Origin of the sequence: Thauera humireducens (assembly GCF_001051995.2) — a bacterium.
Taxonomy (GTDB): Bacteria; Pseudomonadota; Gammaproteobacteria; order Burkholderiales; family Rhodocyclaceae; genus Thauera; species Thauera humireducens.
In genome coordinates, this window is sequence record NZ_CP014646.1 from 405743 (window position 1) to 425634 (window position 19892).

The following is a 19892-nucleotide window of genomic DNA, read 5'->3' on the forward strand; positions in this document are numbered from 1 at the left end:
ATGCGGCCGGTCAGCCGGCCGCACGGTGCTGAGGTGAGGGTGGCCCAGCGAGGCGTGGTCCAGAGAAGCAGGTCGTTTCGAAATGTGCCTGAGTGCGAGGGCCGCAGCTGTCGCGATTAGAATTCAGCCCATGAACACGACACTGCATTCTTGCCCTTTTCCCGCTGCATTCCGCACGCCCCTGACGGCGCCTCCAACCCGCAGGCCTTTGCGTGCCATGCTGCTGGCAGGCGCGTTGTCCGGCCTGTCTGCCTTCGCCTCGCAGTCGCTGGCTTCCGAAGAGGCCTTCGCGAGCTGCCTGCGCGAGCTGCGCGCCGAAGCCGCGTCGAAGGGCGTGACGACGGCGACCTTCGATCAGCACACGGCTGCGCTGGCGCCCGACATGGCGGTCGTCGGTTTCCTCGACGCCCAGCCCGAGTTCGTCACCCCGATCTGGGACTACCTGGCCGGCCTGGTCGATGCGGAACGCGTCGCCGACGGGCGGGCGATGCTGGCGCAGTGGCAGGACGTCCTCGCGCGGGGCGAAGCCGAATACGGGGTCGATCCGGCGACCGTGGTCGCGGTGTGGGGCGTGGAGAGCAACTTCGGGCGCAACTTCGGCTCGCGTCCGCTGCTCACCTCGCTGTCGACGCTGTCCTGCTTCGGGCGGCGCCAGCCCTTCTTCCGCGGTGAATTCTTCACCACGCTGAAGATCGTCCAGGAAGGTCACGTCGCGCCCGAGCGCCTGACCGGCTCGTGGGCGGGCGCCTTCGGCCACACGCAGTTCATGCCCTCGACCTTCATGCGCCTGGCCGTGGATTTCGACGGCGACGGCCGTCGCGACCTGGTCGACAGCGTGCCGGACGCGCTGGCCTCGACGGCGAATTTCCTCAAGCGCGCGGGCTGGAACAGCGCGCTGCCCTGGGGCTTCGAGGTTTCCCTGCCGGCGGGTTTCGACACCTCGGACGCCGGCCGGCGCAACAAGCAGCCGATGCAGCAGTGGGTGGCGCGCGGCGTGAAACGTGTCGATGGCGGGGCGCTGCCGCCAGGGGCGACGCCGGCAGGCCTGTTGCTGCCGGCCGGTGCGGGCGGACCGGCCTTCCTCGTCACGCGCAACTTCGATGCGCTGTATTCGTACAACGCGGCTGAAAGCTACGCACTGGCCATCGCCCATCTGTCCGACCGATTGCGGGGCGGCGGCGCCTTCGCGACCGCCTGGCCGACGGATGATCCGGGCCTGTCGCGCGTCGAGCGGCGGGAACTGCAGACACTGCTGATCGCGCGCGGCCACGACATCGGCGAAGCGGACGGCATGATCGGCAGCCGCACGCGCGAGGCGCTCAAGGCCGTGCAGGTCGAGCTGGGCCTCGAGCCCGATGGGCGGGCCGGGCAGAAGGCGCTCAACGCCTTGCGCGCCGCAGTCCGGAAGTAAGCCGCCCGGCGCTGGCCAGCACGTATTTCTCGGGTTTTTTCACCCTGCAGGGCGCACGGGTCAGCGTGTCCTGCAGGGCGGCTGTCACCGCCTTCAGGCCGGGGCGCGTCGGCGGCTGGCCCGCTCGGCCCGGCGCACCGCATCCTGTGCTTCAGCCAGCACGTCCTGCACGTAGAGCAGGTGGCGGCTCGACAGCGCACGCGCATCGTCGGCGCGGCCGTCCATGATCGCCCGGTAGAGTTCGCGGTGCTGGTCCATCAGCGCGTCGCGCACGTCGCTGCCTTGCGGATACATGCCACCGATGTTGGTCACCACACTGCGCTCGAGCAACTGGAACAGGCTGCGGATGGTGTGCAGCAGCACGGCGTTGTGGCTGGCCTCGGCAATGGCAAGGTGGAAGTGCGCGTCGGCAGCGCCTTCCTCGGCGCGCGTGACCTTGCCCGGCGGACGTGCATGACAGTCCACGACGCGGTCGAAGGCTGCGGTGAGACGCTCGCGGTCCGGCGCGGTCGCGCGCAGGGCGGCGTAGTAGGCGCAGGAGCCTTCCAGCGTATGGCGGAACTCGAGCAGGTCGCGCTGGGCTTCGGGATTGTTCTCGAGCAGGGCGAGCAGCGGGTCGCGGAAGGATGAACCGATCTCGGCGCTGACGAAGGTGCCGCCACCCTGGCGGCTCAGCAGCAAGCCGCGTGCTACCAGCTTCTGCAAGGCCTCCCGCAGCGAGGGGCGCGACACGCCGAACTCCTCTGCCAGCGTGCGTTCGGCCGGCAGCCGTTCGCCCGGTTTCAACGTGCCTTCCAGGATCAGGGTTTCGATGCGTTCGACGATGTCGTCCGACAGTCTTCGCTGTTGCAGCGAGGGTGCCTTCATGTGGACGCTCCTTGCAGGTTGGCGATGGTCGGCGTCGTGGCGCCGAACGCAAGACGATCGTGCATGTTTCTGGTTGTCGCGATGGTGCCGAATCGGGCGCTGTTTCCCGATCGACGGCGGCACGGGCGTTCGGCGGAATCCGGCCTTATCTTCTCATCCAATTTGCTGATTTCCTCGATTGACTCTTTGAATTCAGTCGCCTACTCTAGCGCAACAGTTGGTCAAATGGTAAGACCAATTGACCAATTTTTCCACATGGAAACCTCTGAGGGAGTAGGTCGATGAAGATGCGGCTCAACGGAATCGGGATGCGCGCGCATCCTCTGGTGCGCGCGGCGCGAGTCTGACGGAGCGACATCGATGCAAGCCGGAACCCTCGCCTTATTCGCCTTCTCTCCCATCCTGCTCGCAGCGCTGCTGCTGGTCGGCCTGCGCTGGCCGGCCAAGCGGGCGATGCCGCTTGTCTATCTGCTGACGGCGGGCATCGGCCTGTTCGTCTGGGACATGAGCCTGAACCGCGTGCTCGCCTCGACCCTGCAGGGCCTGGTCATCACCATCGGGGTGCTGTGGATCATCTTCGGCGCCATCCTGCTGCTGAACACGCTGAAGTACTCCGGCGGCATCACGGCGATCCGCGCCGGCTTTGCCACCATCAGCCCCGACCGCCGCATCCAGGCCATCATCATCGCCTGGCTGTTCGGCTGTTTCATCGAGGGCGCCTCGGGCTTCGGCACGCCGGCGGCCATCGCCGCGCCACTGCTCGTGGCCATCGGCTTTCCGGCGCTGGCGGCGGTGCTGCTGGGCATGCTGGTGCAAAGCACGCCGGTGTCCTTTGGTGCGGTGGGCACACCGATCATCATCGGCGTCAACAGCGGGCTGGACACGGCCGCGATCGGCGCCCAGCTTGCCGGACGGGGATCGAGCTGGGAGCTCTTCCTGCAGCAGATCACCAGCAACGTGGCGATCATCCATGCGCTCGTCGGTACGGTGATGCCCTTGATCATGGTGATGATGCTGACCCGCTTCTTCGGCCGCGAGAAGAGCTGGAAGGCCGGGCTGGAGGTGCTGCCGTTCGCGCTGTTCGCCGGTCTCGCCTTTACCGTGCCCTATGCCTTCACCGGGGTCTTCCTCGGTCCCGAATTCCCCTCGTTGCTCGGCGGTCTCGTCGGCCTGGCGATCGTGACTTCGGCGGCGCGTGCCGGTTTCCTGGTGCCGAAGAAGACCTGGGATTTTGCCGATGCGAAGGACTGGCCGAGCGAGTGGATGGGCAGTCTCGAGATGAAACTCGACCAGTTGCCGCATCACCAGCCGATCAGCGTATTCCGTGCCTGGTTGCCCTATGTGCTGGTCGGTGCGCTGCTGGTGTTGAGCCGCGTGTTCCCCGAGATCGGCGGGGCGATGAAGTCGGTGGTCATCGTCTTCTCCGACATCCTGGGCGAAAAGGGCATGAAGGCCGATTTTCAGCCGCTCTATCTGCCGGGCGGCATCCTGGTTGCAGTGGTGCTGGTCACCGTCTTCCTGCACCGCATGCATGCGCGCTCGCTGGTGAAGGCCGTGGGCGAGTCCTCGCGTGTGCTGCTGGGCGCGGGCTTCGTACTGTTGTTCACCGTGCCGATGGTGCGCATCCTGATCAACTCGGGCGTCAACGCGGCCGGCCTGCCAAGCATGCCGATCGCGATGGCGCAGTGGGTGGCGGACAGCGTTGGCACGGTCTATCCGCTGCTGGCGCCCTCGGTCGGGGCGCTGGGCGCCTTCATCGCCGGCTCGAACACCGTCAGCAACATGATGCTGAGCCAGTTCCAGTTCGGCGTGGCGAGCACGCTCGGCATCTCCGGCGCGCTGATCGTGGCGATCCAGGCGATCGGCGCCGCCGCCGGCAACATGGTGGCCATCCACAACGTCGTGGCGGCATCGGCCACCGTCGGCCTGCTGGGACGCGAAGGCGCGATCCTGCGCAAGACCTTCTGGCCGACGGTGTACTACGTGCTGATGACCGGCATCATCGCGATGGTCGCCCTCTATGTGCTGGGCGTCTCCGACCCGCTGGTCGCGGGTTGAGCGCCGGACCGGGATGATCCCGGGTATTAGCGTTATCAGCAGTCGCGCATCCGCCGCGGCTGCCGCACAATCGAGAAGTCATTCACGGAGGCACTCCGCATGAGCCATCAAACCGCTGCCGCACCGAACGCCACCCGCGTGGCGCCGCCGCTGCAGGCGCCGCGCAGCTACCCCGCCAAGCCGAGCGACGTCTTCCTGTTCGGCACCTGCGTACTCGACCTGTTCTTTCCCGACGCCGGCATGGACGCGATCCGCCTGCTCGAGCGCGAGGGCATCAAGGTTCACTTCCCGCAGGCGCAGAGCTGTTGCGGCCAGCCGGCCTACACCTCGGGCTATACGGAAGAGGCACGCGAGGTGGCACGGGCGCAACTGGCGCTGTTCGCGGGCGAGTGGCCGGTGGTGGTGCCGTCCGGCTCCTGTGCCGGGATGTTCCGTCACCACTATTTCGAGCTGTTCAAGGACGAGCCCGGCACGCTGAAGCAGGTCGAGTCGCTGGCCGCGCGCACCTTTGAGCTGGCCGAGTTCCTGCTGGAGGTGTGCCGCGTGAAGCTTGCCGACACCGGGGCGCCGGTGAAGGTGGCGCTGCATACCTCGTGTTCGGCACGGCGCGAGATGAACACCCATGTCCATGGTCGTGCGCTGCTCGCACAGTTGCAGGGGGTGGAGCGCCTCGACCACGACCACGAGAGCGAATGCTGCGGCTTTGGCGGCGCCTTCAGCGTGCGCATGCCGGACATCTCGGGTGCGATGGTCAAGGACAAGACTGCGGCGCTGAAGGGGTCGGGGGCGGCCGAGGTGGTCAGCGCCGACTGCGGTTGCCTGCTGAACATCAACGGCGCCTTCGAGAAGCAGGGCGAGTCGCTGCGCGGCGAGCATCTCGCCAGCTTCCTGCTGCGTCGCACCGGAGGAAAGTGACATGAGCAATCTTGCCGACCTGCCCGGCGTACCGATCGAGTTCAAGCGCAACGCGCGCGAGGCGCTGGGCGATGGCCAGTTGCGCCGCAACTTCCGTGGTGCGATGGATTTCCTGATGGCCAAGCGCCTGGCCCAGTTCCCGGATGCCGATGAGCTGGAGCGCCTGCGCGCGTTCGGCAACCGCGTCCGGGCGCGGGCGCTGTCGAAGCTGCCCGACCTGCTCGAGCGCCTCGAGGCCAACCTGACGCGCAACGGCGTGAAGGTGCACTGGGCGGAGACGGTCGAGGAGGCCAACGCGATCGTGCATTCGATCGTGCAGGCGCATGAGGCGAAGAAGGTCATCAAGGGCAAGTCGATGGTCAGCGAGGAAATGGAGATGAACCATTTCCTCGGCGACCGCGGCGTCGATTGCCTCGAGTCGGACATGGGCGAGTTCATCGTGCAGCTGCGCGAGGAGAAGCCGTCCCACATCATCATGCCGGCGATTCACCTCAACGCCGGGCAGGTGGCCTCGCTGTTCCACGACAAGCTGGAGGTCGATTACACCGAGGACGTCGATCGGCTGATCCAGATCGGGCGCGAGACGCTGCGGCGCAAGTTCTTCGAGGCCGATATCGGTGTGTCGGGCGTTAACTTCGCCATTGCCGAGACGGGCACGCTGCTGCTGGTCGAGAACGAGGGCAACGGCCGCATGTCGACGACGGTGCCGCCGGTGCACATCGCGGTCACCGGCATCGAGAAGGTGGTCGAGAACCTGCGCGACGTCATTCCGCTGCTGTCGCTGCTGACCCGCTCGGCGACCGGCCAGCCGATCACCACCTACGTCAACATGATCTCGGGCCCGCGCAAGGCCGATGAGCTCGACGGCCCGCGCGAAGTACACCTGGTGCTGCTCGACAACGGTCGCAGCCAGGCCTTCGCCGACGGCGAACTGCGCCAGACGCTGAACTGCATCCGCTGCGGCGCGTGCATGAACCACTGCCCGGTGTATACGCGCATCGGTGGTCACGCCTACGGCACTGTCTATCCCGGCCCGATCGGCAAGATCGTCACGCCGCACATGCTGGGCCTGGACAAGACGCGCGACCTGCCGACCGCTTCGTCGATGTGTGGCGCCTGTGGCGAGGTATGCCCGGTGAAGATTCCGATTCCCGCCCTGCTGCGCCGGCTGCGGGAGGAGGCGGTACGCGCGCCCGACGAAGGGCCGCATCACATGCGCGGGCAGGGCGCCAAGTATTCGGCAAAGGAAAGGATGATCTGGAAGGCGTGGAAGGCGGTGAACACCTCGCCCGGCCTGTATCGCGTTGCCCGTTTTGCCGGCACCCGCCTGCGCGGGCTGATGCCTTCCAACATCGGTCCCTGGACTGAACACCATGCGCCGCCGAAGCCGGCCGCGCGCAGCCTGCACGAACTCGCGCGCGACCACCTGGGAGACGAATGAATGAGCGCCAAGGAACGCATCCTCGCCAAGCTGCGCGGCAGCCTCGAGGGCACGACAGCGGTTGCCGACGACTACGATGAGGCGCTCGTCACCGTGCCCTGGCGCTATGCGCCGGAGAAGCGACTCGACCGACTGCGCGAAGTGCTGGAAAGCGTGCATGGCGAGACGCGGCTGACGACCGCTGCCGACTGGCCTGCACTGGCGCTGGCAGCGCTGGTCGAGCGCGGCATCGACGAGTTGCTGGTGTCGCCGGCCACTGCGCATGGGCAGCAATTCGCGGGCTACCTCGCGCTGAACGGGAGTTCATTGCGCTTGAAGGCCTATGACCGCCCGGTCGAGGACTGGAAGGACGAACTCTTCTTCCATACACCGGCGAGTCTGACCGGGACGCTGGGCGGCATTGCCGCGACCGGCAGCCTCATCGTGTGGCCGACGGCGCAGGAGCCGCGCCTGATGAGCCTGGTGCCGCCCCTGCACATCGCGCTGCTGAAGGCGAGCGAGGTATTCGACAATCTGTTCGAGGCCATGCACACGCAAGGCTGGGCGGGCGGGCTGCCGACCAACGCGCTGCTGGTCTCGGGGCCGTCGAAGACCGCCGATATCCAGCAGACGCTGGCCTATGGTGCGCATGGACCGAAGGAATTGCTGGTCCTGATCCTGCAGGACGCCTGATCAGGGGGGCGGCGCTGCAAGCGACACGACGTTGATCGAGGACTTTCGCTAGAATCGCGCGCTTCAGGCCGGACGTATTGCCGGCCTTCATCCTTTCCTGGCTGCACATGCAAGATCTCGGCTATTTCAAGTGGTCCATCCTCGTCACCATTCTGGGCGTCATCGGTGGTTTTCTGCTGGCGGGGTGGTCCGGCGCCTTCATCGTTGTCGTGCTCGCCATTCTCGAGACCTCGTTGTCCTTCGACAACGCGGTGGTGAATGCCACGGTCCTCAAGCACATGGACGAGAAGTGGCGCCAGCGTTTCCTGCTGTGGGGCATCCTGATCGCCGTGTTCGGCATGCGCATCGTGTTTCCGCTCGCCATCGTCGGTGTCGTGGCCGACATGGGGCCGATGGCGGTCATCGACCTCGCGCTGTTCGATGAAGCCGAATACGCGCGCATCCTGCTGTCCGCCCACCACGAGATCGCCGCCTTCGGTGGCGCCTTCCTGGCAATGGTCTTCCTCAAGTTCTTCGTCGACAGCAACAAGGACTTGCACTGGCTGCAGATCCTCGAGGAGCCGCTGACCAAGCTGGGACGACTCGAAGCCGCGCAGATCCTGCTCACGCTGTTGGCGATCCTGAGCAGCGCCGCCTACCTGGAGAGCGACACGAAGCGCGTGGAGTTCGTTGTCGCCGGTGTGTGGGGGCTGATCACCTACATCATCGCTGACGGTCTGGGGGCGATCCTGGGCGGCGAGGAGGGCGAGGGCGGCAAGGTCGTGGCCAAGACCGGTTTCGCCGGCTTCATGTACCTGGAGTTGCTCGATGCGTCGTTCAGCTTCGACGGTGTGATCGGCGCCTTTGCGCTGACGAACAGCCTGCCGATCATCGCGATCGGCCTGGGCGTAGGCGCGATGTTCGTGCGCTCATTCACGCTCATGCTGGTCTATCGAGAGACACTCAACGCCTACCGCTTCCTCGAGCACGGCGCATTCTGGGCGATCGGCGCGCTGGCGGCGGTGATGTTCATCGGTGTGCACGTCCACATCCCCGAGGTCTTTACCGGCCTGGTCGGCGCCGTGCTGATCGGTGCGGCGTTCTGGAGTTCGTTGCGCCACCGGCGGGCCATCGCCTGAGCGCGGCCCGCCGCCGGCGGCGGCGTCAGCCGCGGCGGGTGTGCAGCAGGTAGTTCACGTCGGTATCGCGGCCCAGCGAATAGACCTTGGTGAGCGGGTTGTAGCTCATCCCGATCAGTTCGTGCGTGTCGAGGCCGGCATTGCGGCAGTAACGGCCGAGCTCGGACGGCTTGAGGAACTTGGCGTATTCGTGCGTGCCGCGCGGCAGCATGTTCAGCACGTATTCCGCACCGATGATGGCCAGCACATACGCCTTGAGATTGCGGTTGATCGTCGAGAAGAAGACGTGTCCGCCCGGTTTGACCAGGCGCGCGCAGGCGGCAATCGTGCTGGCGGGATCGGGAACGTGCTCGAGCATTTCCATGCAGGTCACGACATCGAAATGGCCCGGCATCTCCTCGGCGAAGGCTTCCGCGCTCACCAGCCGGTAATCGACGCTGTGGCCGCTCTCGAACAGATGCAGGCGTGCAACGCTGAGCGCCTTCTCCGACAGGTCGATCCCGGTGACGCGGGCGCCGACGGAAGCCATGCCTTCGGCCAGGATGCCGCCGCCGCAGCCGACGTCCAGCACCGTCTTGCCGGCGAGGTCGGCTTTTCCGTTGATCCAGCCCAGGCGGAGCGGGTTGATCTCGTGCAGCGGCTTGAACTCGGATGCGGGATCCCACCAGCGGTGGGCGAGCTCACTGAATTTCTGCAGTTCGGCAGGGTCGGCGTTGATTGCACTCATCGTCTGTCGTCCGGGGGATTGGTTGAATGAGACCACGTGAATCGTCGTGCGTTTCGATCCGGCACTCCAAAAAACAAAAAGCCCCGCCGAAGCAGGGCTTTTCGCGCATCGGAAAACCGATTACTTGGAGCCGATGACTTCGACTTCCACGCGGCGATCCGGCTGCAGGCACTCGATCAGAGCCTTGCGGTTCTTCACGTTGTCGCACTTGTTGCCGGTAACGGGCTGCTTCTCGCCCTTGCCTTCGGTGTAGACGCGGTTGGCTTCGACGCCCTTCGACACCAGGTAGGTCTTCACGGCGGCAGCGCGACGCTCGGACAGCTTCTGGTTGTAGGCATCCGAACCCAGACGGTCGGTGTGGCCGACAGCCAGGATGACTTCCAGCTTCAGCTGCTTCGACTTGGCGGCCAGGTCGTCCAGCTTGGCGCGGCCTTCCGGCTTCAGCGTGGCTTTGTCGAAGTCGAACAGGGCGTCGGCAGCCAGCTTGATCTTGTCAGCGGTGGGCTTGGGTGCAGGAGCGGGGGCCGGCTTGGCAGCAGCGACCGGCGCAACGCACTTGTCCTTGGCGACGATGTCGCTGTCGCACTCGCAGCCAACCGGGAACTGGCCGGCCATGGCGGTCGAGGCGGCAGCCGGCGACCAGTAGCCAGTGCGCCAGCACAGGCCGGTACCGCTGCGGGCAACGACGTTGCGTGCATCGATGACGTAGGGGATTTCGCCCTTGCCGTCGACCACGACATCCTTGACTTGCGCGTAGGCGCTGGGAGCGGACAAGCCGATCGAGGCGATGGCGGCCAGCATGAACATCTGCTTCTTGGTTTGTTTGATCATGGTTTCCTCTTTGAAGGGCGAGTCGCCGGATTTACCACTGCAACGGAAAGTGAAAGCAGCCGTGAAGCTGAATTCGCGTCGATATTGAACGACTGTATCCAGTTCAATTAGCGAGCTTAGTGTGCCATAGCGCTGCGATCCTGAGCAATTCTTTGTCGTGAATATGCAACAGCGGAACGCCTTTGTTCACGCGGAGTTCGCCATTTACCCACACATGTGTGACGTGTTCGCGACCCGCCGAATACACGAGGTGGGAGACGGGGTCGAAGCACGGTTGCGTAAAAAGGCCACCGAGGTCGACGGCACACAGATCGGCCTGCTTGCCCGGCGTGATCGAACCGATCAGTGCTTCCATGCCGAGCGCCCGTGCACCGTCGATCGTGGCCATTGCCAACACACGGTGCGCGGGAAGGGCGCCAGCGTCCAGGCTTGCGACCTTGGCCAGCAGGGCCGCGTGTCGCATTTCCTGGAAAAGGTCGACGCGGTTGTTGCTCGCGGCGCCGTCGGTGCCGAGGCCGACGCGTATCCCGGCCTCGAGCAGGCGCGTGACGGGTGCGATGCCGCTGCCCAATTTCATGTTCGATGTGGGGCAATGCGCGACGCTGCAGCCATGTCGGGCGAGCAGTTCGACGTCCATGTCGGCGAGATGCACCGCGTGCACGCCGATCGTGTTCTCGCCGAGCACGCCCAGGCGGGCCAGGCGGGCGAGGGGGCGCACGCCGTGGGTCGCCAGCGACTCATGGATCTCGGTCTCCGTTTCATGAACATGGATGTGAATGCCTGTGTCGAGCTCATCCGCCAGTGCGCGTACGCGCTCGAAAGCCGCATCGGACACCGTATAGGGCGCGTGAGGCGCCACGGAAAAGGACAGCAGGGGATGCTTGGCAAAGCGATCGCGTGTCTCCAGTCCCTTGCGCAGATAGTCGTCCGCATCGCTCGCCCACGGCGTGGGGAAGTCGAGCACCACGATGCCGACGACGGCCCGCATTCCCGCCTCGGCAAACGCTTCGGCCGCTGCGCCGGGATAGAAGTACATGTCGTTGCAGGTCGTGATGCCGCCCCGCAACATTTCGGCTGCCGCGAGCAGGGTGCCGTCGCGCACGAAGGCGGCGGATACGTGCCGGCTCTCCGCCGGCCAGATCGCTTCCCGCAGCCAGCGCATGAGCGGCAGGTCGTCGGCGATCCCGCGCATGAGGTTCATTGCCGCGTGCGCATGGAGATTGACCAGCCCGGGTATCAGGACGTGTTGCGGTAGTTCGACCGTCTCGCCCGGCTGGAATCGAAGACGGGCTTCGTCCATGGGCAGGACGGCGATGATGCGGCCGTCGCGGATGGCGACCGCGTGGTCCTCGAGGGGCGCACCGGCCGGTTCGACGGTGATGGTCCAGCGCGGGTGAATCAGCAGGTCGATGGGTTCGCTCAAGCGCAGCTCCTGGGGCGGCGCAGCACGGCAGGCTGCGGGGGTGGTCGATTGTAGGCATGCCGCTGTGCGTGGAACAATCGAGACATGCCCGCGCCCGCTGGAACGCAGTGCCGGCGGGCGCGACTTCGTGCCACAATCAGGCGACTTCTAAGCAAAACGGCGGTGTCTGATCGCCGTCTCGATCGCAATGAGCGAAACCCCGGACAGGATCGGCAAGTACAGGATCGTGCGCGAGATCGGACGCGGTGCGACGGCGATCGTCTATCTGGCGGAGAGCCCCGACTATCCCGAGCCCGTTGCGCTCAAGCACGTCCGCTTCGACGACAAGATCAAGGACGAGGCGAAGTGGAACCGTCGCCTGCTGAAGCTGCTGAAGGCCGAGGAGGCGGTGTCGAGCCGCCTGAACCATCCGAACATCATCCGCATCTTCGACGCGTCGATCGAGACCACGCAGGCCTACGTGGTGATGGAGTATTTTCCCGGCGGCTCGCTCGAACGCTACTGCAGCTTCGAGAACCTGCTGCCGATCCATCGCACCATCGGCATCGTGTTCAAGTGCTGCATGGCGCTCGATCATGCCTATCGGCAGGGCATCGTGCACCGGGACATCAAGCCGGCGAACATCCTTGTCGATGATCAGGACAACGTGAAGATCACCGACTTCGGCCTGGCGATGAACATCAACAAGAAGGTGGACACCGATTCGACCTTCATCATGGGGGTCGGCTCGCCGGCCTACATGAGCCCGGAGCAGATCAAGGGCTATCCGCTCAACCAGAAGACCGACCTGTACTCGCTCGGCGTCCTGCTGTTCCACCTGTTGACCGGGCGCCTGCCGTTCCGCGCCAGCAACCCCGCGCAGCTGGTCTACAAGATCATCAACGCGGATCCGCCTTCCGTATCACAGCTCAACCCGGACGTGCCCGAGCAGATGGATGCGGTGATCCGCAAGGCGCTGGAGAAGGACCTTTACTCGCGTTATCGCAATGGTGCGGAGTTTGCGAAGGATCTCGCCGCGGTGCGCTACAAGATCCTGGACGACAGCTACGTGCCGCCCGACACCAGCCGCTTCGCGCGCTTGCGCAAGGTGGCTTTCTTCACCGAGTTCGAGGATGTCGAGCTGTGGGAAGTGCTGCGCATCTGCAGCTGGCGCAAGGTCGACAAGCACGTGACGCTGGTCCGGGAAGGCGGCACGGATCAACGCTTCGGCATCGTGCTCGACGGCAGCGTGGAGCTGTCCGTCGATGGACGCAAGGTCATGGAACTGGGACATGGTGAAGTCTTCGGCGCCCAGGCCTGGCTCGATCACCTCGAGCACAAGCATTCGATGTCGGTGGTGTCGCTGACGCCACTGACCTACCTCGAGATCAATCCGTCGGCGCTCGCGCTGGCCAGCGAAGAAGTGCTCGAGCGCTTCCGGCGCCAGCTGACCACCGTGATCGTGCGTCGCATGGCTCAGCTGGCGAAACGGATGTCGGAAGACGGACCGCCAGCGGTGCGTGGAGAATTCACGTCAACGGGCGGTCTTGACCTGCAGTTGATCGACAACTGACTCAGCGCGTCGCACCCTTTTCCATGGCGCGACTGCGGGCTGCGGCCAGCGAAGCCTCGTCCGGGCGCCCGATTTCGAGCCAGTTTCCGAGGTGTGCGATGCTCAGGCGGGTCAGCGCATCGATCCACTCGTGGTTCTCGTTGAGGCAAGGGATGTAGTGGAATTCCTTGCCGCCGTGCTCGAGGAAGGCCTCGCGGCACTCCATGGCGATTTCCTCCAGCGTCTCCAGGCAGTCCGCGACGAAGCCGGGGCAGATCACGTCGACGCGCCCGACGCCTTGCGCAGCCAGCGCCTCGAGCGTGGGTTGGGTATAGGGCTTGAGCCATTCCGCCTTGCCGAAGCGCGACTGGAACGTGACCAGCGCGCGTTCGCGCGGCAGGCCGAGCGCCTCGGCGAGCAACCGGCCGGTCTTGTGGCACTCGCAGTGATAGGGGTCGCCGAGGTCGAGCGAGCGGCGCGGCACACCGTGAAAGCTCATGACCAGCCGATCCGGTTCGCCGTTCTTCATCCAGTGGTCACGCACGCTGCGGGCCAGGGCCTCAATGTAGCCGGGATCGTCGTGAAAGTTTCGCACGAAGCGCAGTTCCGGCTGGTTGCGCATGTGGCCCATGCAGCGCGAAACCTCGTCGACCACCGTCGCGGTGGTGCTCGCCGAGTATTGCGGATAGAGCGGCACGACCAGAATGCGGCTGCAGCCGCGTGCGCGCATCGCCTGCAGGCGGTCGGCGATGGACGGCGAGCCATAGCGCATCGCGAAATCGATGTCGAGATCCGGGTGGCCGGCCTTGGTCAGGTAGCCGGCGAGCAACTTGGCCTGGCGCTCGGTGTGCACCTTCAGCGGCGAGCCCTCGTTCATCCACACGCTGGCGTACTTCTTGGCCGATGCGGCCGGGCGGGTGTTGAGGATGATGCCGTTCAGGATCGGCCACCACACGAGTCGGGGAATCTCGACGACGCGGGGGTCGGACAGGAACTGCTTGAGATAGGGCCGCAGCGCGGCGGCTGTCGGGGCTTCGGGCGTGCCGAGATTCACGAGGAGCACACCGGTGCGTGCCGCGGTGCCGTGTTGGTAGGCGGGTTCGGGCCAGTAGCGAGCCATTGGGGTCCTTGAGCGGTGGTTCCAGTGCCGGTCGCGTCATGCGCGCCGGCAGGTCAGGCGTTTGCGGACAGGGCGTTCGACAAGAGCCGTGCGGTGATGTCGACGATGGGGATGACGCGGTCGTAGGCCATGCGCGTCGGGCCGATGACGCCGACCGAGCCCACGACCTGGCCGTCGACCTCGTACGGCGCGGTAACGACGCTGCAGCCATCGAGCGGAGCCAGGCCCGATTCGCCGCCGATGAAGATCTGCACGCCTTCGGCCCGGTTCGAAAGCTCGAGCAATTGCATCAGTCCGGTGCGCTGTTCGAAAAGCTTGAACAGCTCGCGCAGGCGCGACATGTTCGAGGACAGGTCCTCGACGTCTAGCAGGTTGGTTTCACCCGAGATGACGTAGCTGGTGGCAGTCTCTTCGGCGGCTTCGCTGCCGGCATCCACCGTGGCGGTCATCAGCTCGGTCATGTCGCTGCGCAGCTGACGCAGTTCGTCGGCAAGCCGGCGACGGATCTCGTTGAAGGACAGCCCGGCGAAGTGTTCGTTGAGGTAGCTCGCCGCGCCGCTCAGTTCGCCCGCATTGTAGGCGCGGCGCGTCAGCAGGATGCGGTTCTGCACGTCACCCGCCGTGGTGACGATGATCAGCAGGATGCGGTTTTCGGACAGGCTGATGAACTCGAACTGGCGGATGCGCACGGCGTCCTTGCGCGGCGCCACGACCACGCCGGCGAACTGCGTGAGGTTCGACAGCAGGTGAGAGGCCGAGTTGATCAGGCGCTGAGGCTGGTCGGGCTGGAGCTGCCCTTTCAGCTCGCGGACGCGGGCGGTCTCGAGCGGCTGTACGGTCAGCAGGGCATCGACAAAGAAGCGATAGCCCAAAGGCGTCGGGATGCGCCCTGCCGACGTATGCGGGCTGGCGATCAGACCCATCTCCTCGAGGTCGCTCATCACGTTGCGCACCGTGGCTGGCGACAGCTCCAGTCCGGAAAAGCGTGACAGGGCGCGCGAACCAACCGGCTGGCCGTCCACGATGTAGCGTTCGATCAGGGTCTTCAGCAGGATCTGGGAGCGGGCGTCGAGCGAATTCATGGCTGACAGGGAATATAGCCCGGATTCTATGAGAGTGGGGCGCGGGTGGCCAGTAGGGCAGCGCTCGTGCAAGCGCCGCCCGCAGCGGCGCCAAGGGGCTGTCCGGTTATGGTTTAATCCGCCTCCATGAATGCCAAATTCAGGAACCTTGCCCTCGTCGGCAAATACCAGAGTCCGGACGTCGCCGAGTCGGTGATGGCGATCGCCCGCTTCCTGCGCGAAAGCGGGCTGATGGTGTGGATCGAGCAGGGAACGGCGAGTTCCATCGGCGGCGCGGGAGATTTTCCCGTCGCGAGCTACGAGCACATTGGTGGCGAGGCCGACCTTGCCGTGGTCATCGGCGGCGACGGCACGATGCTGCATACCGCACGCCGACTCGTCGAATACGGCGTGCCTCTGGCGGGTGTCAACCTCGGGCGCCTCGGCTTCCTGACCGACATCGCGCTCAATGACGCGCAGCGGGGTCTCGGGGAGATCATCGCGGGGCGCTACACGGAAGAGTCCCGATTCATGCTCGATGCCGAGGTGCTGCGCGGCGGTACTCGGGTCTTTCACACGCTGGCGCTCAACGACGTCGTGGTCAACAAGGGCGATCTCGGGCGGATGATCGAGTTCGATCTGTCGATCGATGGCGAATACGTCTACACGCAGCGGTCGGACGGCATGATCGTCTCGACGCCGACCGGCTCCACCGCGTATGCGATGTCCGCCAACGGGCCGATTCTTCATCCCAGCGTGGGGGGCATCGCGCTGGTGCCCTTGTGTCCGCACGCGCTGACGGCGCGGCCGATCACGCTGCCCGACCATTGCCGTATCGACATCGAACTGCTGCCGCCGCAGGACGCGCGCGTGCACTTCGATGGCCAGGCGCGCTTCGATCTGCGCGCCGGTGACGTCGTGCGCATGACGCGCTCGGCGCAGTCGCTGCGACTGCTGCATCCGGAAAGCTACAGCTACTTTGCGATGCTGCGCGAAAAGCTCCACTGGAGCGCCACGCCGCGCCACAACTGAACCCGTGCCGCGCCGGCGGTCCGTCCTCCCAATTCCGTTCGTCTGCCATGCTGAGAAGCCTCTCCATTCGCGATTTCGTCATCGTCGATCAACTCGAGCTCGACTTTGGTTCCGGCTTCGGCGCCCTGACCGGCGAGACCGGCGCAGGCAAGTCCATCCTGCTCGACGCGCTGGGACTGGCGTTGGGCGGGCGTGGCGAGGCCGGCATGGTACGCGTGGGGCGGGAGCGCGCTGACGTGATCGCCGAGTTCGACCTGCCCGAAGGCGGTGGCCTGCGGGCGTGGCTGGGTGAGCAGGCGCTGCCGGTGGAGGAGGGCTGCGTGCTGCTGCGGCGGACCATCGACGTCAGCGGCCGCAGCCGCGCGTGGATCAACGGTGTCGTCGTGACGCTGGCGCAGCTGCGTGCGGCGGGGGAATGGCTGGCCGACATCCATGGCCAGCACGCGCATCACGCGCTGCTGCGCGCCGATGCGCAGCGCGTCCTGCTCGATGCCCAGGCCGGCGCCGAGGCGCTCGTCGCCGAGGTCGGAGCGCGCTATCGCGACTGGCAGCGCCTTGCCCGACTGCGACTGGAAGCCGAGAACGACTCCGCCAGTTCCGCGCGCGAGCGCGAACTGCTCGCCTGGCAGTTGCAGGAGCTGGATGAACTCGCATTCGATGCGGACGAATGGGCCGAGATCAACGCCGAGCATGGGCGCCTGGCGCATGCCGCCAGCCTGATGGAAGGCGCCGACGAAACGCTCGATACGCTGGGCGAGGGCGAACTGGCCGTGTGCTCGGTGTTGCGCCACCTCGACGCGCGCATCGCGTCGCTGGCCGACATCGACCCGGCCCTGGGCGACGTGCGCGAACTGCTGGCGTCAGCGGCCATCCAGGCGGACGAGGCGCTCCATGCGCTGCGTCGCTATCGTGACCGGCTCGATCTCGATCCGCAGCGCCTCAACGAAATCGAGCGCCGCATCGCGGCGGTGACCGACATGGCGCGCAAGTACCGGGTCGGGGTGGATGTGCTGCCCGAACTGCGCGAGCAGTGGAAGGCGCGGCTCGAGACCCTCGAGGCGAGCGCGGATCCCGAGCGGCTGGCGGCGGACGAGGCGCGCGCGCGCAGGGACTACGATGCGGCCGCCGAGCGTCTGTCGGCCGCGCGGCGGCCCGCGGCCGAGGTGCTGTCGCATGAGATCACCGAGGCGATGCAGACGCTGGCGATGGCGGGCGGGCGCTTCGAGGTTGCCCTCGAGCGCTGCGAGCCCGGTGCGTTTGGCGTGGAGAGTGTCGAGTTCCGCGTGGCGGCCAACCCGGGGCAGACCTTGCGCAGCCTGGCCAAGGTGGCGTCGGGCGGCGAATTGTCCCGGATCGGGCTGGCGATCCAGGTGATGACCAGCCGTGCCTCGGAGACGCCGACGCTGATCTTCGACGAGGTCGATGTCGGCATCGGCGGGCGGGTGGCCGAGATCGTCGGCAAGTTGCTTGCCCGTCTGGGCGAGGGCCGACAGGTCATGTGCGTGACACACCTGCCGCAGGTCGCTGCCTGCGCCGACTGGCAGTGGCGCATCGCAAAGCGCGAGCAGGCAGGCGAGACGGTCAGCGAGGTCACGCCGCTCGATCGCGAGGGGCGCGTGGAAGAGATCGCGCGCATGCTGGGCGGCGTCAACATCACCAGCACCACGCGCGAGCACGCTGCCGAAATGCTCGGGCAGCGCGGTTAGGTCAGCGAGCCTGGCGGCTCCGGCTCAGTATTCAGCTTTCGGCAGGACGGTCCGGGCAGTTCTCGCGGGTGCAGTCGGCATACAGGTACAGCGCATGCTCGCGCAACGAGAAGCCGCGTTCCTTGGCGATGGCATTCTGCCGGCGTTCGATCTCGGGGTCGTAGAACTCCTCGACCTTGCCGCACTGCATGCACACGAGGTGGTCGTGGTGACCGCCTTCATTGAGTTCGAACACGGCCTTGCCGGATTCGAAATAGTGGCGCTCGAGCAGGCCCGCCTGTTCGAACTGCGTCAGCACTCGGTAAACGGTCGCCAGGCCGATGTCCATGCCCTCGTTCATCAGTGAGCGATAGACGTCTTCGGCGGTGAGGTGGCGTTGATCTGAACTCTGAAAAAGGTCGAGGATCTTCAGGCGCGGGTAGGTCGCCTTGAGGCCGATGCTTTTCAGGTTCTTGGAATTGTCGGTCATGGCGGCGGCTCGATGGGTGGGGGTTGGCGCATGTGCGTTGTATGGGCGCGCGTGCGAGTCTGCACGCCCTGTAATGTCACCCTATGTTATATTTTTTGCCCTTTCCTGAGAACCGCGCACCCCGTGCGCACGCTCCTCGACACCTTTCTACATGCGCCCCTACCTGCCAGCAGCTCTTCTCGCCGCAAGCCTGATTTCCGGCTGCTCCTTCGACTCCGTGGTCGGTGTCGTCAATCCTTACCGTATCGATGTTCGCCAGGGCAACTATGTGGACCAGGACATGGTGGCCCAGCTCAAGCGCGGCATGACGCGCGATCAAGTGCGTTTCGTGCTCGGTTCGCCGCTGGTCGTCGACCTGTTCCGCAAGGACCGCTGGGACTACGTCTACCGTTACCTGCCGGGCTCCGGTCAGGCCGAGCAGCGCGTCATTTCCGTGTATTTCGTCGACGATCGTCTGGATCGCGTCGAGGGCGACGTGCAGGCAGCCAGTGATTCGGCGCCGGCAGCCGCTGTCGAGCGCAGCCGCGTGGTCGAGGTTCCGGCGTCCGCCGACAAGTGATTCATCGCCCCGCTTGGGCGGGGCCAAGATTTCTAGGACGGGATTCGATGTCTGATATTCGTGTTGCGATCGCCGGCGCTTCCGGCCGTATGGGCAGGATGCTGATCGAGGCTGCGCTGGCAGCCGAAGGGATCCGCCTCGGCGCGGCTTTCGATCGTGCCGGTACGCCCTTCGTCGGGCGTGATGCGGGCGAGATGGCCGGCGTGGCAAGCGGTGTCGCGATCGTCGACGACGTGCGTGCCGCGATCGCAGCCGCCGACTGCGTGATTGACTTCACGCGGCCGGAAGGCACGCTCGAGCATCTCGCGATCGCACGCGAGCTGGGCAAGGCCATGGTGATCGGTACCACCGGCTTCGATGCGGCCGGCAAGGCAGCGATTGCGGAAGCGGCCGAGGACATTCCGGTGGTGTTCGCGCCCAACATGGCGGTGGGGGTCAACGCGGTCTTCAAGCTGCTCGAGGTGGCGGCGCGCATCCTGTCCGAGGGCTATGACGTCGAAGTCATCGAGGCGCATCACCGCTTCAAGGTCGATGCCCCGTCGGGTACCGCGCTGCGCATGGGCGAGGTGGTGGCGCGCGAACTCGGACGCGATCTCGACGAGTGCGCGATCTACGGACGGGAAGGCCACACTGGCGAGCGTCGGGCCGAAACCATCGGCTTCTCGACGATTCGCGGCGGCGACGTCGTGGGGGATCACACCGTCCTGTTCGCCGGCATCGGCGAGCGGATCGAAATCACCCACAAGTCGGGCAGTCGCATGCCCTATGCGCTGGGTTCGCTGAGGGCCGCGCGCTTCCTGCAAGGACGCAGCAAGGGGTTGTTCGACATGCAGGACGTCCTGGGATTGCGCTGAGCGAGAGTATGGACAACAAGCGGCGTAGCGACCAGCTCAGGGCGGCGGTCGCTACCCGAACGCCCCGCTGGATCTGGCGACCGTTCCCGGCTTCGGG

At 65.8% G+C, this 19892-nt stretch carries 18 protein-coding genes; 11 read left to right on the forward strand and 7 right to left on the reverse strand.

What is annotated here, in order from left to right:
- Positions 1-217 precede the first annotated feature (217 nt).
- A complete protein-coding gene (locus AC731_RS01925; protein WP_048708919.1) occupies positions 218-1411 on the forward strand; it encodes a lytic murein transglycosylase in 1194 nt (397 codons plus the stop codon).
- Between the two features lie 93 nt (positions 1412-1504).
- Here the strand turns inward: AC731_RS01925 and AC731_RS01930 are convergent, their stop codons facing one another.
- Positions 1505-2278, reverse strand: a complete 774-nt coding sequence (locus AC731_RS01930) for a GntR family transcriptional regulator (protein ID WP_004252950.1) — start codon at positions 2276-2278, stop codon at positions 1505-1507.
- A gap of 360 nt (positions 2279-2638) precedes the next feature.
- Here AC731_RS01930 and AC731_RS01935 point away from each other — a divergent pair, with 360 nt between their 5' ends.
- The 5 genes from AC731_RS01935 to AC731_RS01955 all read left to right on the forward strand — a co-directional run bounded on the left by AC731_RS01935 (position 2639) and on the right by AC731_RS01955 (position 8482).
- Positions 2639-4336 carry an L-lactate permease gene (locus AC731_RS01935; RefSeq protein WP_048708920.1) on the forward strand — a complete coding sequence of 566 codons (1698 nt, stop codon included), beginning with the start codon at positions 2639-2641 and terminating at the stop codon, positions 4334-4336.
- A gap of 99 nt (positions 4337-4435) precedes the next feature.
- Positions 4436-5251: a (Fe-S)-binding protein gene (locus AC731_RS01940; RefSeq protein ID WP_004252954.1), complete on the forward strand. Its 816-nt coding sequence runs from the start codon at positions 4436-4438 to the stop codon at positions 5249-5251.
- A gap of 1 nt (position 5252) precedes the next feature.
- Positions 5253-6692 carry a LutB/LldF family L-lactate oxidation iron-sulfur protein gene (locus AC731_RS01945; protein WP_048708922.1) on the forward strand — a complete coding sequence of 480 codons (1440 nt, stop codon included), beginning with the start codon at positions 5253-5255 and terminating at the stop codon, positions 6690-6692.
- The gene (locus AC731_RS01950; RefSeq protein ID WP_048708924.1) at positions 6693-7364 is read left to right on the forward strand and encodes a LutC/YkgG family protein; all 672 of its coding nucleotides are present in this window, start codon (positions 6693-6695) and stop codon (positions 7362-7364) included. It begins immediately after the preceding gene.
- Positions 7365-7441: 77 nt separating this feature from the next.
- Positions 7442-8482 (forward strand): DUF475 domain-containing protein, encoded by a 1041-nt coding sequence (locus AC731_RS01955; RefSeq protein WP_237266585.1) that lies wholly within the window; start codon positions 7442-7444, stop codon positions 8480-8482.
- Between the two features lie 25 nt (positions 8483-8507).
- Here AC731_RS01955 and ubiG read toward each other — a convergent pair whose 3' ends face one another.
- The 3 genes from ubiG to AC731_RS01970 all read right to left on the reverse strand — a co-directional run bounded on the left by ubiG (position 8508) and on the right by AC731_RS01970 (position 11463).
- Positions 8508-9209 carry a bifunctional 2-polyprenyl-6-hydroxyphenol methylase/3-demethylubiquinol 3-O-methyltransferase UbiG gene (ubiG, locus tag AC731_RS01960; protein ID WP_004252963.1) on the reverse strand — a complete coding sequence of 234 codons (702 nt, stop codon included), beginning with the start codon at positions 9207-9209 and terminating at the stop codon, positions 8508-8510.
- A 120-nt stretch (positions 9210-9329) separates the two neighbouring features.
- Positions 9330-10040 carry an OmpA family protein gene (locus AC731_RS01965; protein ID WP_004252965.1) on the reverse strand — a complete coding sequence of 237 codons (711 nt, stop codon included), beginning with the start codon at positions 10038-10040 and terminating at the stop codon, positions 9330-9332.
- A 103-nt stretch (positions 10041-10143) separates the two neighbouring features.
- Positions 10144-11463 (reverse strand): TRZ/ATZ family hydrolase, encoded by a 1320-nt coding sequence (locus tag AC731_RS01970; RefSeq protein WP_048708925.1) that lies wholly within the window; start codon positions 11461-11463, stop codon positions 10144-10146.
- Positions 11464-11650: 187 nt separating this feature from the next.
- Here AC731_RS01970 and AC731_RS01975 point away from each other — a divergent pair, with 187 nt between their 5' ends.
- Positions 11651-13015 carry a serine/threonine-protein kinase gene (locus AC731_RS01975; RefSeq protein ID WP_048708927.1) on the forward strand — a complete coding sequence of 455 codons (1365 nt, stop codon included), beginning with the start codon at positions 11651-11653 and terminating at the stop codon, positions 13013-13015.
- Position 13016: 1 nt separating this feature from the next.
- Here AC731_RS01975 and hemH read toward each other — a convergent pair whose 3' ends face one another.
- Together hemH and hrcA are read right to left on the reverse strand one after the other, a co-directional pair.
- Positions 13017-14114, reverse strand: a complete 1098-nt coding sequence (gene hemH / locus AC731_RS01980) for a ferrochelatase (RefSeq protein WP_048708928.1) — start codon at positions 14112-14114, stop codon at positions 13017-13019.
- A gap of 53 nt (positions 14115-14167) precedes the next feature.
- Complete coding sequence (hrcA, locus tag AC731_RS01985) at positions 14168-15196, reverse strand: heat-inducible transcriptional repressor HrcA (protein WP_004252974.1); 1029 nt, start codon at positions 15194-15196, stop codon at positions 14168-14170.
- Between the two features lie 126 nt (positions 15197-15322).
- Between hrcA and AC731_RS01990 the strand changes: the two genes are divergently transcribed.
- Together AC731_RS01990 and recN are read left to right on the forward strand one after the other, a co-directional pair.
- A complete protein-coding gene (locus AC731_RS01990) occupies positions 15323-16207 on the forward strand; it encodes an NAD kinase (protein WP_048708930.1) in 885 nt (294 codons plus the stop codon).
- A 47-nt stretch (positions 16208-16254) separates the two neighbouring features.
- Complete coding sequence (recN, locus tag AC731_RS01995) at positions 16255-17913, forward strand: DNA repair protein RecN (RefSeq protein WP_048708931.1); 1659 nt, start codon at positions 16255-16257, stop codon at positions 17911-17913.
- Between the two features lie 31 nt (positions 17914-17944).
- Here recN and fur read toward each other — a convergent pair whose 3' ends face one another.
- Positions 17945-18382 (reverse strand): ferric iron uptake transcriptional regulator, encoded by a 438-nt coding sequence (fur, locus tag AC731_RS02000; protein ID WP_048708933.1) that lies wholly within the window; start codon positions 18380-18382, stop codon positions 17945-17947.
- Positions 18383-18533: 151 nt separating this feature from the next.
- On the opposite strand from fur, the gene AC731_RS02005 reads away from it, so the two are divergent.
- Together AC731_RS02005 and dapB are read left to right on the forward strand one after the other, a co-directional pair.
- Complete coding sequence (locus AC731_RS02005; protein WP_004252983.1) at positions 18534-18941, forward strand: outer membrane protein assembly factor BamE; 408 nt, start codon at positions 18534-18536, stop codon at positions 18939-18941.
- Positions 18942-18988: 47 nt separating this feature from the next.
- Positions 18989-19795 carry a 4-hydroxy-tetrahydrodipicolinate reductase gene (dapB, locus tag AC731_RS02010; RefSeq protein ID WP_048708936.1) on the forward strand — a complete coding sequence of 269 codons (807 nt, stop codon included), beginning with the start codon at positions 18989-18991 and terminating at the stop codon, positions 19793-19795.
- Positions 19796-19892 lie beyond the last annotated feature (97 nt).

Bases quoted from the DNA above. Each gene is read 5' to 3' on its own strand.
- AC731_RS01945 (WP_048708922.1), top strand. From the start codon at position 5,253: ATGAGCAATCTTGCCGACCTGCCCGGCGTACCGATCGAGTTCAAGCGC.
- AC731_RS01925 (WP_048708919.1), top strand. From the start codon at position 218: ATGCTGCTGGCAGGCGCGTTGTCCGGCCTGTCTGCCTTCGCCTCGCAG.
- hrcA (WP_004252974.1), bottom strand. From the start codon at position 15,196: ATGAATTCGCTCGACGCCCGCTCCCAGATCCTGCTGAAGACCCTGATC.
- AC731_RS01990 (WP_048708930.1), top strand. From the start codon at position 15,323: ATGAATGCCAAATTCAGGAACCTTGCCCTCGTCGGCAAATACCAGAGT.
- AC731_RS01950 (WP_048708924.1), top strand. From the start codon at position 6,693: ATGAGCGCCAAGGAACGCATCCTCGCCAAGCTGCGCGGCAGCCTCGAG.
- ubiG (WP_004252963.1), bottom strand. From the start codon at position 9,209: ATGAGTGCAATCAACGCCGACCCTGCCGAACTGCAGAAATTCAGTGAG.
- AC731_RS01975 (WP_048708927.1), top strand. From the start codon at position 11,651: ATGAGCGAAACCCCGGACAGGATCGGCAAGTACAGGATCGTGCGCGAG.
- AC731_RS01965 (WP_004252965.1), bottom strand. From the start codon at position 10,040: ATGATCAAACAAACCAAGAAGCAGATGTTCATGCTGGCCGCCATCGCC.
- AC731_RS01935 (WP_048708920.1), top strand. From the start codon at position 2,639: ATGCAAGCCGGAACCCTCGCCTTATTCGCCTTCTCTCCCATCCTGCTC.
- recN (WP_048708931.1), top strand. From the start codon at position 16,255: ATGCTGAGAAGCCTCTCCATTCGCGATTTCGTCATCGTCGATCAACTC.
- hemH (WP_048708928.1), bottom strand. From the start codon at position 14,114: ATGGCTCGCTACTGGCCCGAACCCGCCTACCAACACGGCACCGCGGCA.
- dapB (WP_048708936.1), top strand. From the start codon at position 18,989: ATGTCTGATATTCGTGTTGCGATCGCCGGCGCTTCCGGCCGTATGGGC.
- fur (WP_048708933.1), bottom strand. From the start codon at position 18,382: ATGACCGACAATTCCAAGAACCTGAAAAGCATCGGCCTCAAGGCGACC.
- AC731_RS01940 (WP_004252954.1), top strand. From the start codon at position 4,436: ATGAGCCATCAAACCGCTGCCGCACCGAACGCCACCCGCGTGGCGCCG.
- AC731_RS01930 (WP_004252950.1), bottom strand. From the start codon at position 2,278: ATGAAGGCACCCTCGCTGCAACAGCGAAGACTGTCGGACGACATCGTC.
- AC731_RS02005 (WP_004252983.1), top strand. From the start codon at position 18,534: ATGCGCCCCTACCTGCCAGCAGCTCTTCTCGCCGCAAGCCTGATTTCC.